Below are 18,723 nucleotides of genomic sequence, written 5' to 3'. Positions count from 1 at the left end.
CAAAGGGAGAGGGGGCCGTCTGTGCAGGCATTATTTATGGGGATCCCTCAGCCCGACGGGAGAGGGTAGGGTGAGGGTTGTTTAACCCATGACCACAACGTCTACCTTCTCCTTTACCCATCGTCCCCTCGTTCCGTTTGCCCATGATTACTTTCATGGTGACAGCGAGCCGTGGCACCAGCACGACTGTGCCCAGCTGCTGCACACCCTGAGCGGGGTGGTAAGAGTGGATACCGCATCGGGCTGTTGGGTTGTTCCGCCGGGCCGTGGCGTCTGGCTGCCAGCAGGAACGCAACACTCGCTTCGCATCACCGGCAACGTGGCGGCGCGTACCCTGTTTATCGATCCGCTGGCGCGGGCCGATCTCCCTGCAACCTGCCAGATCGTGCAGATCTCGTCGCTGTTACGCGAACTGATCCTCGCTTCCCTGCTGCTTGATGAGTCTTAATCGCCGGGGAGCCGCGACGAGCGGGTGTATGAGCTGATTCTGGATGAGATCCGTTTGATGCCAGTGCTGCCGTTTCATCTGCCGGAGCCAGAAAGCGAGCCGTTACGCCAGCTTTGCCAGCGGATCCGCCAGGCACCCGGTGAAAGCTGGAGCAGTACTGAGGCGGCGAGCTGCGCAGGCATGAGCGAGCGCACACTGAACCGTCATTTTCAACAGCAGACCGGTTTACGCTACGCGGAGTGGTTGAGAAGGGCGCGCCTGCTGGAGGCGTTGCAACGGCTGGCTTAGGGGCAGCCCGTGCTACGCGTAGCGCTGGATCTGGGCTACGGTAGCCACAGCGCCTTTACCGCGATGTTTCGCCGGGTGATGGGGACATCACCCAGCGATTACTTCAAAGACAGCTCACCGCATTAAACAGCGCCTGGAGCGAGGCGCGCGCCACGTCACTGTCAATGCCCACTCCCCAACGGCTGCTGCCGTCCTGGAACAGGCAGCGGATGTAAGCCACCGAGCGGCTGTCGCTGCGCTCCCCCAGCGTATGTTCGTGGTAGTCTTTAATCACAAACGGGGTGTTGAGCCAGCGGCTTAACCCACTGGCTGCCGCGGATAACAGCCCGTTGCCCTGGCCTTCAAGCTGGCGCGTTGCGCCCTGCGTCACGACGCTTGCCGTCAAACGTAACTGACCGTCCTGCTGACTGTCGCTGCGATAAGATTGCAGGGCAAAGTGTGGGTCTGCGACCAGCCCGTAGCGGCTGCGAAACAGTTGCCACAGGGCGTGCTGCGTCATCTCTTTACCATGGCGATCGGTCTCCTGCTGCACATGTTGGCTAAAATCCTGCTGCAACGCGCGGGGCAACTTCAGACCATGATTCTGCTCGATGAGCCAGGCGCTGCCGCTTTTCCCGGACTGGCTGTTAACCCTGATCACCGCTTCATACGTGCAGCCGATATCCTGCGGATCGACGGGCAGGTACGGCATCTCCCAGCGCTCGCCCGGTTTGCGGGCATCAAAGCCTTTTTTGATGGCGTCCTGATGCGAGCCCGAGAAGGCGGTATAGGCCAGCCGTCCCGCCCACGGATGGCGCGGGTGTACCGGAAGCTGGTTGCAGGCTTCCACCACTTCTACCACCCGGTTCATATCGCTAAAGTTGAGATTCGGGCTGATCCCCTGGCTGTAGAGATTCATCGCCAGCGTTACCAGGCAGACGTTGCCCGTGCGTTCGCCGTTGCCAAACAGACAGCCTTCCACACGGTCCGCACCCGCCATCACCGCCAGCTCCGCGCTGGCCACGCCGGTACCGCGATCATTATGCGGATGAACGCTGATGCAAACATCGGCGCGACGGCTAAAGTGGCGGCAGAAATACTCAATCTGATCGGCATACACGTTTGGCGTGCTGACCTCCACGGTGGCCGGTAAGTTGATCACCATGGGCCGTTCGGCGCAGGGCTGCCAGATCTCCGCCACCGCTTCACAAATCTCCAGCGCAAACTCCGGCTCGGTAAAGCAGAAGGTCTCCGGGGAGTATTCGTACTGCCAGCGCGTCTCCGGGTTCTCTTCGCACAGCGTGCGGATAAGCCGCGTGGAGCGTGTTGCCAGCTCAACGATTTGCGCTTTCTCCAGGCCGAACACCAGGCGGCGAAACAGCGGGGCGGTGGCGTTATACAGATGGACGGTGGCCTGTTTCGCGCCACGTAACGATTCAAAGGTCCGGACGATCAGGTCTTCTCGTGCCTGGGTTAATACCTGAATTGTGACGTCATCCGGGATGCGATTCTCTTCAATCAACTGGCGAACAAAGTTGAAATCCGTCTGCGAGGCAGAAGGAAAGGCAACTTCAATCTCTTTAAACCCGCAGCTTAACAGCAGATCCCAGAACTGAAGCTTGCGCGTGCTGTCCATGGGGTCGGCCAGGGCCTGGTTGCCATCACGTAAATCGGTTGAGAGCCAGCGCGGGGCATGGGTGATGCGTTGCTCAGGCCAGCGACGGTCGGGAAGAGAAATAACGGGATGAGGCTGGTACTTGTCGGCGGGTGTGTTCAGCATGATGCGCTCCTGTTGTCTTTTCACTATCGTGAATGGATTTCAGGAGCGCTGCTTTATCGGATGTGACAATTGCTGTCGCGTTTTGGACAACAGCGCGGGTTTTGCCGGATGTGCACATATCGTAGGCCCGGTAAGCGAAGCGCCACCGGGCATTTCACGCAGAGGACTAGTGCGCGCCACCCCCTCCACCGCCGGCACCAAAAGGCGGTCTGGCAAACCACACCAGCCCCAGCAGGACGATGAAGATCCCCGCGGATATCCAGAAAATCTCGTTAGCCGAGATAATCAGCCCCTGGTTGGTGATCTGCTGGGCAATCCAGCCGGACGCCTGCTGTTCCGTCATGCCCATCCCCTGAAGCTGGCTATACATCTGCTGCGCATTCGGGTTGTACGGATTTACCGCTTCGGTCAGCTGCGCATGGTGCATCGATTCCCGGTTTGTCCACAGCGTGGTGGTGATCGATGTCCCGATGGAGCCCGCTAATGTACGGGTAAAGTTCGACAGGCTCGACGCGGCCGCCAGACGCTCAGGCGGTAAGCCAGACAGCGTGATGGTGGTCAGCGGCATAAAGAAGCACGCTACCGCGAAGCCCTGAATAAACTGCGGCCACGCAGAGGCGCCAAAGTCCATCCCCGGTTCAAAGGTATACGCACGCCAGTAGAAGCACACCGCATACATAATGAAGCTGAAGGTCACCAGCCTGCGCATGTCGAGCTTATGGGCAAAGCGGCCAATGATTGGCGACAGCAGCACCGGGATCACCCCAACAGGCGCAGAGGCCAGACCCGCCCAGGTCGCGGTATAGCCATACACCTCCTGCAGCAGCTGCGGCAGCAGAACAATCGCGCCGAAGTAGAGCATATAGGCGAGGCTGATACACAGACAGCCGATGGTGAAATTTCGCGACTTAAACAGCGAGAGATCGACTATCGGGTTGTCGTCCGTCAGCTCCCAGACAATCAGGAAGCTCAGCGACACCACCGCGACAATGGTCAGGATGATGATCTCCTGCGAGTTGAACCAGTCCAGCTCCTTACCCCGGTCGAGCATGATCTGCAGACTGCCGATACCGAGGATCAGCAGCGCCAGACCAATGCTGTCGATTCGCCGCTGTTCGGTACGGGTCTCACGACCGCGCAGGGATTGCAACGTCATCAGAACCACAACCGCTCCAATCGGAACGTTGATGAAGAAGATCCAGCCCCAGTGGTAGTTATCGCTGATGTACCCGCCGAGAATCGGTCCGCAGATAGGCGCGACGATCACGGTCATTGACCACAGCGCCAGCGCGACGGAGCGTTTTGCAGGCGGGTAGTTACTCAGCAGCAAACTTTGCGAAAGGGGGATCAGCGGCCCGGCGACAATCCCCTGGATGACGCGGAAGAAAATCAGCATCGTCAGGCTGCTGGACATCCCGCACGCCCAGGAGGCCAGCACAAACGCCACCGTTGACCACAGGAACAACTTCACCTCACCGACGCGCTTCGCCAGCCAGCCGGTAATCGGAATGGAAATGGCGTTTGCCACCCCGAACGAGGTAATGACCCAGGTTCCCTGGCTCAATGACGAGCCAAGGTTCCCGGCGATCGTCGGGATTGCCACGTTTGCGATGGTGGAGTCCAGCACCTGCATGAATGTCGCCAGCGACAGCGCAATGGTCATAATGACCAGCTGCGCGCCTTCCAGCGGTTTTTGCGGCTTTTGCTGTTGCATAACGCTCACCTTCGGATTAACCGGCGTTTGCCTTCACGATGTCATCGATCAGCTTGTTGACCGGATCGAGGCTAATTTCACGGGCGTTACTTTCATAAGCCGGGGTGCTACGTACCTGGCTTGCCAGAATCTGGCCGTCGCGGTTAGCGGTATCCACCGTTACCAGCGTGGAGAGGCCAATACGCAGCGGATGGTCTGCCAGCTGTTTAGGATCAAGCTCGATACGCACAGGCAGACGCTGCACCACTTTGATCCAGTTACCGGTGGCGTTTTGCGCAGGCAGCAGCGAGAAGGCGCTGCCGGTACCCATATCCAGACCCACCACTTTACCGGTGTACTTCACGTCGTCGCCGTAAATGTCGCTGATAACAGTTGCGGTCTGGCCGATACGCATATGGGCAAGCTGCGTCTCTTTGAAGTTCGCATCAACCCACAGATTGTCCGCCGGCACGACCGCCATCAGCGGCGTGGTTGGGCTGATCTGCGCGCCTGGCTGTACGGAACGACGGGAGACGTAGCCGGTCATCGGGCTGACGATTTTGGTACGCTGCAGGGCAAGCCATGCGTTACGCACTTCGGTCGCCGCCTGTTGTACCGCAGGCTGGTTTTCAAGGCTGGTACCGAGAATCATCGCCTGGTTAGCGTTGTACTGCTGAATAGCCACATCCAGCTGCGCCTGGGCGCTGGCAACGGCATCGCGGGCGTGCTGCAGCTCTTCACGGCCAATCAGATTGGCGGTACCGAGCGGCACGCGACGGTTCAAATCGCTCTGCGCCTGGGCGAGTGCGGTTTTCTGCACGTCGATGTTGGCCTGCAGCTGCTTACTGTTGATCATCAGCTGACGGGTCTGACGCACGCTGGAGGCCAGCGCGGTCTGTGCTTTTTCAAACGCCTGTTGAGCGTCGGTCGGATCCAGCGTGACCAGCACATCCCCTTTTTGCACAAAGTCGGTATTGTCAGCCCAGACTTTCGTCACGCTGCCCGACACCTGCGCCATAATTTGTACCTGATTCCCTGCCACGTATGCGTCGTCTGTCTCTTCTGCATGACGCAATACTAAAAACCAATAGATCCCATATGCCACGGCAATAATGATAAAGAGCAAGGTCAACAGAAGAAGGGCGCTCTTACGTTTGCCTTTCTTGTTGGCCGGTTGCTGCGGGGTTGTGTTCTCCGCATTTGCGCTCATTGTTGTTCTCCACGATCTTCTTATTTTCACATCGGCTGAGCCGACCTGTTGTCAGAAAGGCCAGCAGTGTCACGTGCTGGCCTGTCAGTTTTCTTTTTTTAAATCTGGATGTTCGAGCGTGTCGTCGCGTTAGCGCAGCGCCTCAAGGATGGCGCCATCTTCATCCATCTGATCCAGACGGGTGAGCAGCTTGCGAGTGATGTGCTCAAGCTGGTCGCGCTCGCTTGTGCTGAGGACAGACCAGAGTTTGTGCAGGCAGTTGTGCTGAGGTGGCAGGACCTCACGCAGGAATTGGTGACCTTTGTCGGTCAGTTGCAGATGCAGGCAACGGCGGTCGTTATCGCTTTCACGGCGTTCAATCCAGCCGCGCTTTTCCAGCTCATCAGCGATACGGGTGGCGTTCGTACGGGACGAACCCAGCGCGCAGCTCAGCTCAGACGGCTGAATACTGTGGTTTTCCTGAGACTCCAGCGTAATCAACGCCATAAATAACGTCTCATTAATCCCCTGAGCTTTCAGCATCTTATTACGATTATCCAGCAGTTTCCCCTGCATGTGCATGCACAGGCGGGTCAGCAGGATTTCCTGATACGGGAAGTCCTCATGACGACTGGCGCGGAATTTAAGCATTTGTTCAATGGGCGTAAACGAACTATCCATTTGGGCATAACCTCATTAATTACAGCCGATATAGTAACGATAGTGACAAATAATGTAAATGAATTATTTGTGCGGTTAAATCCGCCAAACTAATGTCACTATCAGAAAGCGCCGGGTAAGTCCGTGACCCGGTGAGCACAGAAAGAGAGAGGGATGAACCCGCGGAAGAGAGGATGTGAGGACAGGGGTCTGAACTATTCATGCCGTTTGAAAATATGTCACCCACATTAAAATTTCTGGGATAAATGATTACGTTTACATTAACAGAGTGAGGGGCCCCTTTACACCCTAAGAGGCCCAAAGCTATGTAAAACTTAGTGAATGGCTTCCTGACGATGGTATCCGCGCCACCATACTACCAGGTTTAGCGCGGCGACAACGGCTCCTGTCGCGCACACGCCTGTCCACCCGCCATGCTGCCACGCCGAGGCGGAAATTAACGAGCCTGCAGCACCACCAATGAAGTAGCTGGTCATGTACCCGGCAGTAAGACGGTTTCGCGCGTCTGGCTTCACGCGGTAAATCACGGTCTGGTTAGTGATATGCACGCCCTGTACGGTGAGGTCGAGCACCAGAATGCCGACGATCAGCGCCAGCACGGAGGTATGACCGTACCAGATGGCCGCCCAGGAGAGCAGAAGCAGCACCAGTCCCGCGCTGGTGGTCATGTGAGATTTGCCCTTATCGGCCAGCCCGCCTGCCGGACGCGCGCCGAGCGCCCCCGCCGCACCGGCCAGACCAAACAGACCAATCACCCCTTCGGAATAGTTAAATGGCGGTGCAGCCAGCAGAAAGGCCATCGACGTCTATAGGATGCTGAAGTTGGCGAAGGTGAAACATCCCAGCAGCGCGCGGGTGCGCAGGAGTTTATCCCGGGTAAAGAGGCTGAACACGGAGGCCAGAAGCTGAGGATAGTTCAGGTGATTTTCCTGCTTCACCTTCGGCAAGCCGCGCCAGAGCGCGAGCGCCATCACCACCATCAGCACGCTTGCCACCCAGTAGACGGTACGCCAGCCGCCAAGGCTGGCCAGCAGACCTGCTACGGTACGTGCCAGCAGTATCCCCAGCAGCAGGCCGCTCATGATAGTGCCCACCACTTTGCCGCGCTTTTCCGGTGCGGCGAGGGTGGCGGCCAGTGGAACCAGAATTTGCGCCACCACGGAGAACAGACCCGTCAGCGCGGTGCCGATAATCATCATTGTTAAAGAGTGGCTGCTGGCGGTGATCAGCATGCCGCCTGCGGCCAGCAGGGTCATGGAGACAATCAGCATCCGGCGCTCAAACATGTCGCCGAGCGGCACCAGGAACAGCAGCCCGGCGGCATAGCCGAGCTGCGCGGCGGTGACAATAAAGCCTGCCGAGCTGGCAGAAAGGTTAAACGCCCGGGCGATGGTATCGAGCAGAGGTTGAGCGTAGTAGTTACTGGCGACCGCCAGACCCGTTGCCACGGACATTAAAAGAATAAGCGCGGGGCTAAGCCCCTGAGATGTTTTTGTCATGGGTTTCAGAAATCATTAGTTAAGTGATTATTTTTCCGGAAACAATAATAACCAATGATTGTGAAGGATGGGGGATTGTTGGGTGATGGATTGTGCGGTTTAGGGGATGGTGCGGTCTGGTGCCCTCACCCTAACCCTCTCCCACAGGGAGAGGGAACGATTAAGAGAACCGGGGTGAGGGGAAAAACTTACTTCTGCGCCTCAAGCGCTTCCTTCACCCAGCCATCAAACTGCTGCTGGTGGGCTTTAATCCAGCCGTCAACGTGGCCCTTCACATCCGCCTCAGACGATTTGCCCGCGTGCATCATCGCATTCTGGGCGTTGATGTCCGCCAGCGGCAGCTTCATTACCGAGAACAGTTTGGCGGCGGCCGGGTTTTTCTCCGCCCAGGCTTTGTTGGCGACGATATGCATCGTATTCACCGGGAAGCCATAGTTCATGCCGTTCGGCAGTTTGGTATCGATATCTTTCTGCTCGCCCGGCAGGGAGGAGAACGGTACCTGCAGCCACACCACATCTTTACCCGGCTTCAGCACGTCGCTCACCCAGTACGGGGTCCAGGTGTAATAAATCACCGGTTTGCCCTCTTTAAAGCGGGCGATGGTGTCGGCCATCATCGCTGAGTAGTTGCCGTGGCTCACGTCGACGGTTTTCGCCAGACCGTACGCTTTGTTCTGGTGGTTAATCACCGCTTCACAACCCCAGCCCGGCGAGCAGCCCATCATATCGGCTTTGCCGTCGCCGTTAGTGTCGAACAGTTTGGCGATCTTCGGATCTTTCAGCTGCTCAATATTGGTGATGTGGTACTGGTCGGCTGTTTTCTTGTCGATCAGATAACCCTGCGCCGCACCGGTCACGAAGGTGCCTTCACGGTAGAACTTCTTATCACCGCCAGCCGCGGCGTACATATCGTCGTGCAGCGGCTGCCAGTTGACGGCAGTGAAGGTCGCATCACCGGAGGCAATCGAGGTGTAGCCGACGTTGTAATCCACTTCGCTCGGCGTATTGACCGTATAACCCAGCTTCTCCAGCGCGCGGCTGACGATAAGCGTCTGGAAGCTCTCTTCCGAAATGGTGCTCTGCACCGGCTGCACGGTAATGCCTTTACCCGGCAGGTCCGCGGCGAATGCGCTGGTGGAGACAAGGGTGGCAAACGCTGTGGCAAAAAGTACCTTATGTCGCATCGTTGTTCCTTATTTTCTGAATGGGCGGGTGAGTAACCCGACAGGGCCGGTGGTATACCAGCGACGGTTGCCGCGACTGCGTGAATCACGACCGACAGCCTGGGTCAGGCGGTCAAGAATAATTGCGAGGATCACAATGCCCACGCCGCCGACGGTCGCCAGCCCCATATCGAGGCGGCCAATACCGCGCAATACCATTTGACCCAGCCCGCCAACGGCAATCATCGAGGCGATCACCACCATCGAGAGCGCCAGCATCAGCGTCTGGTTAACCCCCGCCATGATGGTGGGCATTGCCAGCGGGAGCTGAACTTTAAACAGCATCTGCCGCGGGCTGGCACCGAACGAACGGGAGGCCTCAATCAGATCCGCAGGCACCTGGTTAATCCCGAGTATTGTCAGACGAATAATCGGCGGCAGGGCGAAGATAATGGTCACCACTACGCCCGGCACGTTGCCGATGCCGAACAGCATCACGATGGGCACCAGATAAACGAACGCTGGCGTGGTTTGCATCGCATCCAGCAGCGGACGAACAATCTTCGCCGCCCGTGGACTGCGCGCCAGCCAGATCCCCGTAGGCAAACCAATGACAATGCAGAAGAGCAGGGCGGTCAGCACCAGTGCCAGGGTGATCATCGCCTGCGACCACGCGCCAATGGCACCAATCGCAATCAACGAGATCAGCGTGGCGATCCCCATGCCTGCGCTACCAAACTGCCAGGCGATCAGCGAGAACAGCACAATCGCCACCGGCGCGGGCATGCCCAGCATCAGCTGCTGGAAGCCGTTGAGGATGTAATCCACCGGAACGCGGATCCCCTGGAAGACGGGACGGAAATGGGTAACCACCCAGTCGATCCCCTCCGTTACCCAGCTGTCCAGGGGGATCAGCGTTTTGTGGAACGGATCCATAATATTGAAATGTTCTGGTGCCGGTGCTGGCGCATTATTGAGCCAGTCTGCCGCGCCACCGCCATCGGCCGGTGCTGGCGTGGAACCCCACGCATCGGCCGATTGCGCAGCGCTGTCTGCTGCCTCTGTGGTGCCCCACGGGTTAGATTGATCAGCCATGGTTTGCCCCCTCGCGATCTAAAGCCTGCAGCAACATCCGTTTTGAGATGATGCCGACGTACTGTTGTTCTTCACCAATAACCGGCACGGCACAGGGTGCCTGGCCGACGTGAGAGAGCAACTCGCTGAGCGGCGTTTCGGCATCCACGGCAAGCGGAGCGTCAATTAACGCCGCATCAATTCCCTGGTTTTCGCTGAGCGCGGTTTTGAGAGAATCGATGGAGACAACGCCGACAAATTTATTGCCGCGTTCAACCAGATAACCGTATTCACGGTCTTCGTCCTGCAGAAGCTTAAGGGCAGAGCGCGGACCGAAACCTGGCGTTTTACGAATAATGCCGTTCGGGGTACGACGGGCAATATCTTTGGCGCTAAACACCTGGCTAATATCCACGCCGCGGAAGAAGGTCCGCACATAATCATTTGCCGGATTATTCAGAATTTCATCCGGTGTACCGACCTGCACCACTTCGCCATTTTGCATAATGGCAATGCGGTCGCCAATACGCATGGCTTCATCAAGATCGTGAGAAATAAAGACAATGGTGCGCTGGTGTCTGGCCTGTAATTTTACCAGCTCATCCTGCATCTCGGTGCGAATTAAGGGATCAAGCGCCGAGAAGGCTTCATCCATTAATAAAATATCGGGATTAATGGCTAATGCGCGGGCTAAACCTACACGCTGACGCATGCCGCCGGAAAGCTCATCCGGATACGCATGGGCATAATTTTCCAGCCCCACCTGGCGCAATGCATCAAGCGCTTTTTCCTGACGTTCGCTGGCGGCAACGCCCGCTAATTCCATACCAAAGGCGGTATTATCCAGTACCGTCATATGCGGCATCAGGGCGAACGACTGGAAGACCATCGCAATCTTTTTTCTGCGCACCTCGCGGAGTTCGGCATCTGATATTTGGGCAATGTCTACACCATCAATCAGGACCTGCCCACGGGTGGGTTCAATCAGGCGATTGAGAAGGCGAACCATAGTGGATTTACCCGAACCGGATAACCCCATGATGACAAAAATCTCGCCTTCTTCAATGGCCAGACTGGCGTCTTTAACGCCAAGCGATAGCCCGGTTTTTTCCAGAATTTGCTCTTTCGAAAGGCCTTTTTCAATATATTTGAATGCGCGCTGCGGATGCTCGCCAAATATTTTATAAAGATTCTTCACTTCTAATTTAATTGCCATGCAATAGAGAGTGTCCTGTTATTTGTTTATGTCGATATGATTACCATGGTAAATTGTTAACGGGCATAACCCTAACATACTCAGATTCTGAGGCAACCCTGGGTTTGCTTATGGGTTGAATTTTGCAGTAAGCGAAACGGCTGAATTTCCCATGAGTAAAGGGCTGAGCGCGATCTGAATTTTTGTGAATTTTTTGCTGCGCCATCGGGAGAATTCGCCTGGATCGGAGTGATTCAGGCGAATATGTCGTGGAGATGACAGTGTAGCTGAAGGTGAAATATCCGGAAGGAAATTGGAATATTTATATTTAATTAATGAACGTTAAGGCGCTCATTAAAAATCCCAGTCCTCATCTTCTGTTTCCACCGCTTTGCCCATCACATACGATGAGCCGGACCCGGAAAAGAAGTCGTGGTTTTCATCAGCGTTGGGGGAGAGCGCCGCCAGAATTGCCGGGTTCACGTCGGCCATTTCCGGCGGGAACAACGCCTCGTAGCCGAGGTTCATCAGCGCCTTATTGGCGTTGTAACAGAGGAAGGCTTTTACCTCCTCTTCCCAGCCGGTTCCGGCGTAGAGCTCTTCGGTATAGCTCAGTTCGTTATCATAGAGATCCATCAGCAAATCAAGGGCAAATCCTTTTAGCTCCTCGCGTCTGGCATCACTGACTTTCTCCAGCCCTTTCTGGTACTTATAGCCGATGTAATACCCGTGCACCGCTTCATCCCGGATGATGAGGCGAATGAGATCGGCGGTGTTGGTGAGTTTGCCGCGGCTCGACCAGTACATCGGCAGCCAGAAGCCAGAGTAGAAGAGGAATGATTCCAGAAACACGCTGGCGATTTTCTTCTTCAGCGGCTCATCGGCCTGATAATAATCCAGCACCAGGTTGGCCTTGCGCTGCAGTGACTCGCTCTCTTCACTCCAGCTGTAGGCCGCATCCACATCTTTGGTCTGGCACAGCGTCGAGAAGATCGAACTGTAGGAGCGGGCGTGCACCGCTTCCATAAAGCTGATGTTCGACATCACCGCCTCTTCGTGCGGCGTCAGCGCATCGGCCATCAGCGCGGGGGCGCCAACGGTATTCTGGATGGTGTCCAGCAGCGTCAGACCGGTAAAGACGCGAATTGTCAGCTGCTGCTCGGCATGACTCAGGGTTTGCCAGGCCGGAATATCGTTAGAAAGCGGCACTTTTTCCGGCAGCCAGAAGTTGCTGGTCAGGCGGTTCCACACCTCCAGGTCCTTATCATCCTGAATGTGGTTCCAGTTAATCGCACTCACGCGTGACAGTTTCATCCTTTCTCCTTACAGCGCGCAGGACACGCAGCCTTCGATTTCGGTGCCTTCCAGCGCAAGCTGGCGCAGGCGAATGTAATAGAGCGTTTTAATGCCTTTCTTCCAGGCATAAATCTGTGCTTTGTTGATATCCCGCGTGGTGGCCGTGTCCGGGAAGAAGAGCGTCAGCGACAGGCCCTGATCCACGTGCCGGGTTGCTTCGGCGTAGGTATCGATGATTTTTTCCGGGCCAATTTCATACGCGTCCTGATACAGCGCCAGGTTCTCATTGGTCATAAACGGGGCGGGGTAGTAGACGCGCCCGGTTTTGCCCTCCTTGCGGATCTCAATCTTCGACACAATCGGGTGAATGCTCGACGTGGCGTGATTGATATAGGAGATAGAGCCGGTGGGCGGCACCGCCTGCAGGTTCTGGTTATAGATGCCGTGGCGCATCACATCGTCACGCAGCTGCTGCCACATTTCGCGCGTGGGCAGAACGATCCCGGCGCGGGCAAACAACGCGCGCACTTTCTCCGTTTTCGGCTGCCAGTCGCTCTCCAGGTACTGACTGAAATATTCCCCGCTGGCATATCGCGACTGCTCAAAGCCCGCGAAGCGCTGGTTGCGCTCGCGCGCCAGCATCATTGAGGTGTGCAGCGCATGCCAGGTGATGGTGTAAAAATAGAGGTTGGTGAAATCCAGCCCTTCCGGGCTGCCGTAGGCGATGCCTTCCCGCGCCAGATAGCCGTGCAGGTTCATCTGCCCCAGACCAATGGCGTGCGACGCGGCGTTGCCTGCCTCAATGGACGGCACGCTGCGGATATGACTCATGTCTGATACTGCCGTCAGGCCGCGAACCGCCGTGTCGACCGTACGGCCAAAATCGGGTGAATCCATGGTGTGGGCAATATTCAGCGACCCGAGGTTGCAGGAGATATCTTTGCCGATGTCGGCGTAGTCCAGATTCTCGTCATAAGTGGACGCGCTGTTGACCTGCAAAATCTCCGAACAGAGGTTGCTCATGTTGATGCGCCCGGCAATCGGGTTCGCACGGTTTACCGTGTCCTCGTACATGATGTACGGATAGCCGGACTCAAACTGAATTTCGGCAAGCCGCTGGAAGAAATCGCGGGCGTTGATGTATTTTTTGCGAATGCGATCGTCGGCAACCAGCTCGTCGTAAAGCTCGCTTATCGCCACGTCGCCAAACGCTTTGCCGTAAATTCGCTCGATGTCATACGGCGAGAACAGCGCCATGTCGGCATTCTCTTTGGCGAGCTTAAAGGTGATATCCGGGATCACCACGCCGAGCGACAGGGTTTTGATACGGATTTTTTCGTCGGCGTTTTCGCGTTTGGTATCCAGAAAACGCAGAATGTCCGGGTGGTGGGCGTGCAGGTAGACCGCCCCGGCCCCCTGACGCGCGCCAAGCTGGTTGGCGTAGGAGAAGGCATCTTCCAGCATCTTCATCACCGGGATCACGCCGGACGACTGGTTCTCAATGCGCTTAATTGGCGCACCCGCTTCACGCAGGTTAGACAGTAAAAACGCCACGCCGCCGCCGCGTTTGGACAGCTGCAGCGCCGAATTTACCGCGCGGCCAATCGACTCCATATTGTCTTCTATGCGCAGCAGGAAACAGGAGACCAGCTCGCCGCGCTGGGCCTTGCCGCAGTTAAGGAAGGTCGGAGTGGCCGGCTGGAAGCGCCCGGAGAGGATCTCTTCCGTCAGCTGTTCAGCCAGGGCTTCATCGCCCTGGGCCAGGGTCAGCGCCACCATCACCACGCGATCCTCAAAGCTTTCAAGGTAGCGTTTGCCGTCAAAGGTTTTCAGGGTGTAGCTGGTGTAATACTTCCAGGCGCCCAGAAACGTCTGGAACCGAAAACCGCTGGCGTGAGCCCGCTCAAATAACCTGACCACAAAGGCGTGGTCGTAACGGGAGAGCACGCGTTCTTCGTAATACCCTTCGTTGACCAGGTAGTCGAGACGCTCATCCTGGCTGGCGAACGTCACGCTGTTTGGACGGACGTGGGCGGCAAAAAAGGCGTCCACGGCGTCATGATCTTTACCAAACTGGATGCGCCCCTCGCGATCGTAGAGGTTAAGCATCGCGTTTAGGGCGTGGTAGTCCGGTGTCGCCTGCATTACGCGTTCTGCGGTTGTCGTTGCCAAAATTCGTTCACTCCTTTACGCACGTTCTCTACGTCCTGCTGTGTCCCCATCAGTTCAAAGCGATAGAGATACGGCACGCCGCATTTTTGAGAGATGACATCCCCGGCGCGACCAAAGGCGTCGCCGAAATTACGATTGCCCGCCGCAATCACGCCGCGAATAAGCGCGCGGTTATGGGGATCGTTGAGAAAGCGGATCACCTGACGCGGTACCGCACCTGCCGTACCGCCGCCGCCATAGCTGGGAACCACCAGAATGTAAGGGTCGTCTACCTGAATACGCTCCCGCTCGTTGAGCGGAATGCGCACCGCAGGCAGCCCGACGCGCTCAATAAAGCGGAGCGTGTTTTCCGAGCTGCTGGAGAAGTAGACCAGCCCACTCATGCCCTTGCGGCCTGCGCGGCGAGGCGGTTAATCATGTCCGGGCGAAAGCCAGACCAGCTGGTTTCCCCGGCCACCACCACTGGCAACTGGCGAAATCCTTGGGCACGCAGGGTATCGGCAGCCTCGGGCACCAGATCGATATTCACCATCTCAAAGTCCACCCCGCGGCTTTCCATAGCGCGTTTGGTCGCGTGGCACTGAACACAATCGTTACGAGTGTAAATAATAATGCTCATGATTCGTATTTCCATTTAAAATGAGAGAACGGCGCGAAGCATCGCGTCAGGTTGTGTGTGTCTTGCTAAAGGGAATACTAGATGTAGTTGTGCCAAGTTTCAACCATACAAGATATGGGAAATTCAGATTGATGGCGCCCCAATGATGAGCACAGCGGGGCAGGGCAGGCTGCACGGGTTTTTCAGGCTTTCAGGCAAAGAAAAGCCCCGGCGCCAGAGGCAACCGGGGCTGATAACGCGTGCTTACTTACGCAGGCTAAGCAGGGCGCCAACAAAAATACCCACCGCCGCGACCGTACCCAAGGTACACAGCGGTTTTTCACGAACGAAGGTGGTGGCGCAACTTGCCATGTCGCAGGCAGCCTGGGTGGCACGAGAGCGGCCATGCATCCGGGCGCGTGTTTCACGCAGCAGAGACTGAGCCTTACGTTTTGCGGCCTCCGCATCGTCCTTCGCATCGGAGCCCCAGGATTTCAGCACCTCCTCCAGCGTGTCCGCTAATCTGCTGACATCATTACGAATATCCTGAGCGTCGTCGTTAATATCGTTTTGGTTCGGTCTGTTAAACATACGATCCTCCATAATTTTGTCTTCCGGTTTAGTTTAGTTCAGAAATTTAATATCTGAAGCGAGTCACGACTCATCAGGTCGTTTATGGAATATTCTGAAAGCCCTGCTAATGCTGAATACTGTAAGGTTGCCGGGCAGGAAAAGATAACGAGGAAAAGATATGTATTTACGACCGGATGAGGTGGCGCGCGTTCTTGAAAAAGCGGGATTCACCATGGATGAAGTGACGCCAAAAGCGTATGGCTATCGCCGTGGCGAGAATTATGTTTACGTGAATCGTGAAGCCAGAATGGGGCGTACCGCTCTTATTATTCACCCGACGCTGAAAGACAGAAGTCTGTCATTTGCTGAGCCTGCCTCGGATATTAAAACCTGCGATCACTACCAGCAATTTCCGCTCTATTTAGGCGGCGAGACGCACGAGCATTATGGTATTCCGCATGGTTTTAGCTCGCGTATGGCGCTGGAGCGGTTTCTGAAGGGACTGTTTGGCGACGCACAATAATACTGCGACTGGCATATGCCAGTCGCTTCATATCAGGCTTTTGCCTGGCTGTACTGGCTGACCCTGAACAGGCGGCGACAGTAGTCGAGGAAATAGCCATACACCGCGCCCATCAACATCGAAATCACGATATTTGAGCTCACCGCTGCGGCAATCTGATGCCAGTCTGCCCCCACCGTCAACAGGATCGCCACATACACAGGCGACTGAAACGTCACATAGGCCAGCACATCTGCCAGGTTTTTCATCCAGCCAGACGGGCTGATGCGGCGGGCGAAGCGCATTACGGCATCACGGTATAAGCCGTAAGGCCAGGCGATAATAATGTTCACCGGGATCGCTACCAGACGCGAAGAAAGTGACTGCTCGAAGGTCATTCCGGAGAGGAATATTTCAATCAGCATGTTCACGACGGAACAGTAGACAACCATCGCGAAAGTATCCGCTACCGCGTGGCGCAGGCGAGATTGCGGTGAGAACATGGCTGAGCTCCTTGAGACGCACAAAAATAATGATCTTAGTGATTTGGGTTGGTTTGGTTGACGTGTATAGCGTATCCTTCTGGCTTTAAACTAACAACTAGTGTTAAATTTTTATTTACTCGCGTTTTTTCCACAAAATACTCTAAAGATGATGGTTTTTTGCTCGCTTCGTTATTTTCTTTCACGTCCTGTTTTTTGATGCGCAAAATCAACAAGTTGCTTGCGATGCGTGGGCGGCGACCGTGCGACACGCAGCGCGCAGCGTACCCTCTTGCGATTTGCCTTAAAACCGACCGTTTATGTTGTTATGAATGTTTATTAAAAGCAGCGCGACAACGCGATATCCGGATAATATAAGCGGTGTCTTTAAAAATATTTACAATAATGACAAAAAGCGTCGATGGGTGGATATTATGTTTGAAATGAATTATTCTTCGCTTTGATTTTACGACTCACCACAAAAAAGGTTTTCAAATAATATGTCTTTGATGTTACAGAATCTTAATAATATCCGAACTCTGCGCGCCATGGCGCGTGAATTATCCCTGGACGTTCTTGAGGAAATGCTGGAAAAAGTCAGGGTCGTTGCTGAAGAGAAACGTAGTGAGCAGGCGGAATTAGAGCAACAGCGCGCTGAGCAGCAGGAAAAAATTAATGCTCTGCTGGAACGGATGAAAGCCGATGGTATTTCACCGTCCGATCTGCTGGGTGTAGAGCTGGCGCATGCGGGTAAATCGGCGAAAAAACGTAAGCCGCGTGAAGCAAAATATCGCTTTATTGACCAGAACGGTGAAGAGAAAACGTGGACCGGTCAGGGCCGCACGCCGAAGCCTATTGCCAATGCGCTGGAAAACGGCAAATCACTGGATGATTTTCTGATCTAATGCGTGAGACGGGCGGAAGACTCCGCCCGGTTGTCTGTTTAGCAGACGCCAAAATCACCGTCTTCGGTGTACAGCGCAACATCCGCTGCTTTCAGGGTATATTTCTCGCCCTGCTCATTGCTGGCCTGAACGGCCACAATGCTATCCCCATTCACTTCGAGCACTTTCAGTTTCGGGCCGCCCTGACGCGGTTGCACATAATCACCGACAGAAAACATAGAACCTCCTCATCGTTTTAGCGATCTTCACTGTAGCCCACGTCACACGCCGGGTACAGCAGGGTTCATCGATTACTGCTTATGAGGTATGTCTGTTCCACGGCATCACCTTGAGCAGTCTTGCCATGCCGCAAAATCCGGTCAGGCCAGCAAACAGAAGCCCGGCCCCGACAAAACCGCTCAGCAGGAAGAAGCCGCTGGAGAGCGTATAGCCCAGCACCACGCCGCACAGAATCAGCAGCCCGGCAGCAATTTGCACCTGACGCATCAGCGGCAGCGGCTGGGATTTATCTTCTACGGTCGGCAGTCCGGCCTGTTTCCAGCCCTGAATACCGCCCTCGACCACCAAGGCCTGAGCAGGCGACGCCGCCTGGGCAAGACGTGCGGCATTGTTTGATGTTCTGGCCCCGGACTGGCAGTGAAAAATCACCGTTTCACCCGCCCCGGCGTTCAGTGCGCCGGGTAAGGTGTCCAGCGGCACGGACTGTGCGGCGGGAATATGCTCGCGGGCATATTCGTCAGGATCGCGAATATCAATCAGCTTTGCGCCGTCATCAATAAGCGCGTTTGCCTGCTGTGGCGTAATCAGAGGAAGAGACATGGTGTTTCCTTACGATCGTGTTTTATGTAGTAGAGCATTTAAAGAAGGATTTAAGCCAGTGTAAAGAGGGTAAAGGCTGGTAAAAGCGTGCCAGCCGAATGGCAGTTACCCGTAAACTGGCTACGCTTAGAGATGTCTCTTTTATAATTTTCAATTGGTTAGCTTGCACGGAGTCTTTATGGGTTTTTGGCGTGTTGTTTTTACGATTATTCTCCCGCCGCTGGGCGTACTGCTTGGCAAGGGACTGGGCTGGGCGTTTATCCTGAATATCCTTCTGACCATACTGGGCTACTTCCCTGGACTTATCCACGCGTTTTGGGTTCAGACAAGAAACTAGGGAAGGTGCGAATAAGCAGGTCATTTCTTCCCAAGCTGACTCGCTGATTA

General features: G+C 55.6%; 18 protein-coding genes and 2 pseudogenes. 4 read left to right on the top strand and 16 right to left on the bottom strand.

Features of this window, described 5'->3' with window-relative positions:
- The first annotated feature begins 88 nt into the window (after positions 1–88).
- A pseudogene (locus HX884_RS20525) lies at positions 89–862 on the top strand (helix-turn-helix transcriptional regulator).
- On the opposite strand, the gene leuA reads toward HX884_RS20525, so the two are convergent.
- The 13 genes and pseudogenes from leuA to HX884_RS20460 form a co-directional block, all read right to left on the bottom strand.
- Positions 840–2,495 (bottom strand): 2-isopropylmalate synthase, encoded by a 1,656-nt coding sequence (leuA, locus tag HX884_RS20520; protein ID WP_178328712.1) that lies wholly within the window; start codon positions 2,493–2,495, stop codon positions 840–842. The pseudogene HX884_RS20525 and the gene leuA overlap by 23 nt on opposite strands.
- A gap of 166 nt (positions 2,496–2,661) precedes the next feature.
- Entirely contained in the window at positions 2,662–4,209 is a 1,548-nt protein-coding gene (gene emrB, locus HX884_RS20515) for a multidrug efflux MFS transporter permease subunit EmrB (protein ID WP_013098429.1), read from the bottom strand.
- A gap of 16 nt (positions 4,210–4,225) precedes the next feature.
- Positions 4,226–5,398: a multidrug efflux MFS transporter periplasmic adaptor subunit EmrA gene (emrA, locus tag HX884_RS20510; RefSeq protein ID WP_013098428.1), complete on the bottom strand. Its 1,173-nt coding sequence runs from the start codon at positions 5,396–5,398 to the stop codon at positions 4,226–4,228.
- Positions 5,399–5,527: 129 nt separating this feature from the next.
- Positions 5,528–6,058, bottom strand: a complete 531-nt coding sequence (gene mprA, locus HX884_RS20505; protein WP_013098427.1) for a transcriptional repressor MprA — start codon at positions 6,056–6,058, stop codon at positions 5,528–5,530.
- A 314-nt stretch (positions 6,059–6,372) separates the two neighbouring features.
- Positions 6,373–7,557 (bottom strand): annotated as a pseudogene (locus HX884_RS20500) (MFS transporter).
- Between the two features lie 188 nt (positions 7,558–7,745).
- On the bottom strand, positions 7,746–8,741 hold the full coding sequence (proX, locus tag HX884_RS20495; protein WP_013098425.1) for a glycine betaine/L-proline ABC transporter substrate-binding protein ProX: 996 nt from the start codon (positions 8,739–8,741) through the stop codon (positions 7,746–7,748).
- 9 nt (positions 8,742–8,750) lie between these two features.
- On the bottom strand, positions 8,751–9,815 hold the full coding sequence (proW, locus tag HX884_RS20490) for a glycine betaine/L-proline ABC transporter permease ProW (protein WP_013098424.1): 1,065 nt from the start codon (positions 9,813–9,815) through the stop codon (positions 8,751–8,753).
- Positions 9,808–11,010: a glycine betaine/L-proline ABC transporter ATP-binding protein ProV gene (gene proV, locus HX884_RS20485; RefSeq protein WP_013098423.1), complete on the bottom strand. Its 1,203-nt coding sequence runs from the start codon at positions 11,008–11,010 to the stop codon at positions 9,808–9,810. Before proV ends, proW begins: the two co-directional genes overlap by 8 nt.
- A 333-nt stretch (positions 11,011–11,343) precedes the next feature.
- Positions 11,344–12,303 (bottom strand): class 1b ribonucleoside-diphosphate reductase subunit beta, encoded by a 960-nt coding sequence (nrdF, locus tag HX884_RS20480; protein WP_020684925.1) that lies wholly within the window; start codon positions 12,301–12,303, stop codon positions 11,344–11,346.
- Between the two features lie 9 nt (positions 12,304–12,312).
- The gene (gene nrdE, locus HX884_RS20475; RefSeq protein ID WP_178328711.1) at positions 12,313–14,457 is read right to left on the bottom strand and encodes a class 1b ribonucleoside-diphosphate reductase subunit alpha; all 2,145 of its coding nucleotides are present in this window, start codon (positions 14,455–14,457) and stop codon (positions 12,313–12,315) included.
- Positions 14,430–14,840, bottom strand: coding sequence for a class Ib ribonucleoside-diphosphate reductase assembly flavoprotein NrdI (nrdI, locus tag HX884_RS20470; RefSeq protein WP_029883717.1), 411 nt, complete (start codon positions 14,838–14,840; stop codon positions 14,430–14,432). Before nrdI ends, nrdE begins: the two co-directional genes overlap by 28 nt.
- Positions 14,837–15,076 carry a glutaredoxin-like protein NrdH gene (gene nrdH, locus HX884_RS20465; protein WP_013098419.1) on the bottom strand — a complete coding sequence of 80 codons (240 nt, stop codon included), beginning with the start codon at positions 15,074–15,076 and terminating at the stop codon, positions 14,837–14,839. Before nrdH ends, nrdI begins: the two co-directional genes overlap by 4 nt.
- A 243-nt stretch (positions 15,077–15,319) precedes the next feature.
- A complete protein-coding gene (locus HX884_RS20460) occupies positions 15,320–15,646 on the bottom strand; it encodes a DUF883 domain-containing protein (RefSeq protein WP_029883716.1) in 327 nt (108 codons plus the stop codon).
- Positions 15,647–15,806: 160 nt separating this feature from the next.
- Here HX884_RS20460 and HX884_RS20455 point away from each other — a divergent pair, with 160 nt between their 5' ends.
- Positions 15,807–16,151: a DUF2002 family protein gene (locus HX884_RS20455; RefSeq protein WP_013098417.1), complete on the top strand. Its 345-nt coding sequence runs from the start codon at positions 15,807–15,809 to the stop codon at positions 16,149–16,151.
- Between the two features lie 32 nt (positions 16,152–16,183).
- On the opposite strand, the gene alaE is transcribed toward HX884_RS20455, so the two are convergent.
- Positions 16,184–16,633, bottom strand: a complete 450-nt coding sequence (alaE, locus tag HX884_RS20450) for an L-alanine exporter AlaE (RefSeq protein WP_013098416.1) — start codon at positions 16,631–16,633, stop codon at positions 16,184–16,186.
- 479 nt (positions 16,634–17,112) lie between these two features.
- On the opposite strand from alaE, the gene stpA reads away from it, so the two are divergent.
- On the top strand, positions 17,113–17,517 hold the full coding sequence (gene stpA, locus HX884_RS20445; RefSeq protein ID WP_178328710.1) for a DNA-binding protein StpA: 405 nt from the start codon (positions 17,113–17,115) through the stop codon (positions 17,515–17,517).
- Positions 17,518–17,555: 38 nt separating this feature from the next.
- On the opposite strand, the gene HX884_RS20440 is transcribed toward stpA, so the two are convergent.
- Together HX884_RS20440 and HX884_RS20435 are read right to left on the bottom strand one after the other, a co-directional pair.
- Entirely contained in the window at positions 17,556–17,735 is a 180-nt protein-coding gene (locus tag HX884_RS20440) for a hypothetical protein (RefSeq protein WP_023621597.1), read from the bottom strand.
- Positions 17,736–17,814: 79 nt separating this feature from the next.
- On the bottom strand, positions 17,815–18,336 hold the full coding sequence (locus HX884_RS20435) for a rhodanese family protein (RefSeq protein WP_038986134.1): 522 nt from the start codon (positions 18,334–18,336) through the stop codon (positions 17,815–17,817).
- Positions 18,337–18,514: 178 nt separating this feature from the next.
- Between HX884_RS20435 and HX884_RS20430 the strand changes: the two genes are divergently transcribed.
- Positions 18,515–18,673, top strand: a complete 159-nt coding sequence (locus HX884_RS20430) for a YqaE/Pmp3 family membrane protein (protein ID WP_013098410.1) — start codon at positions 18,515–18,517, stop codon at positions 18,671–18,673.
- The last annotated feature ends 50 nt before the right edge of the window (positions 18,674–18,723 follow it).

It is taken from the genome of Enterobacter sp. SECR19-1250 (assembly GCF_013391025.1).
Classification (GTDB): Bacteria; Pseudomonadota; Gammaproteobacteria; order Enterobacterales; family Enterobacteriaceae; genus Enterobacter; species Enterobacter cloacae.
This window is presented reverse-complemented; position numbering and strand designations above follow the sequence as displayed.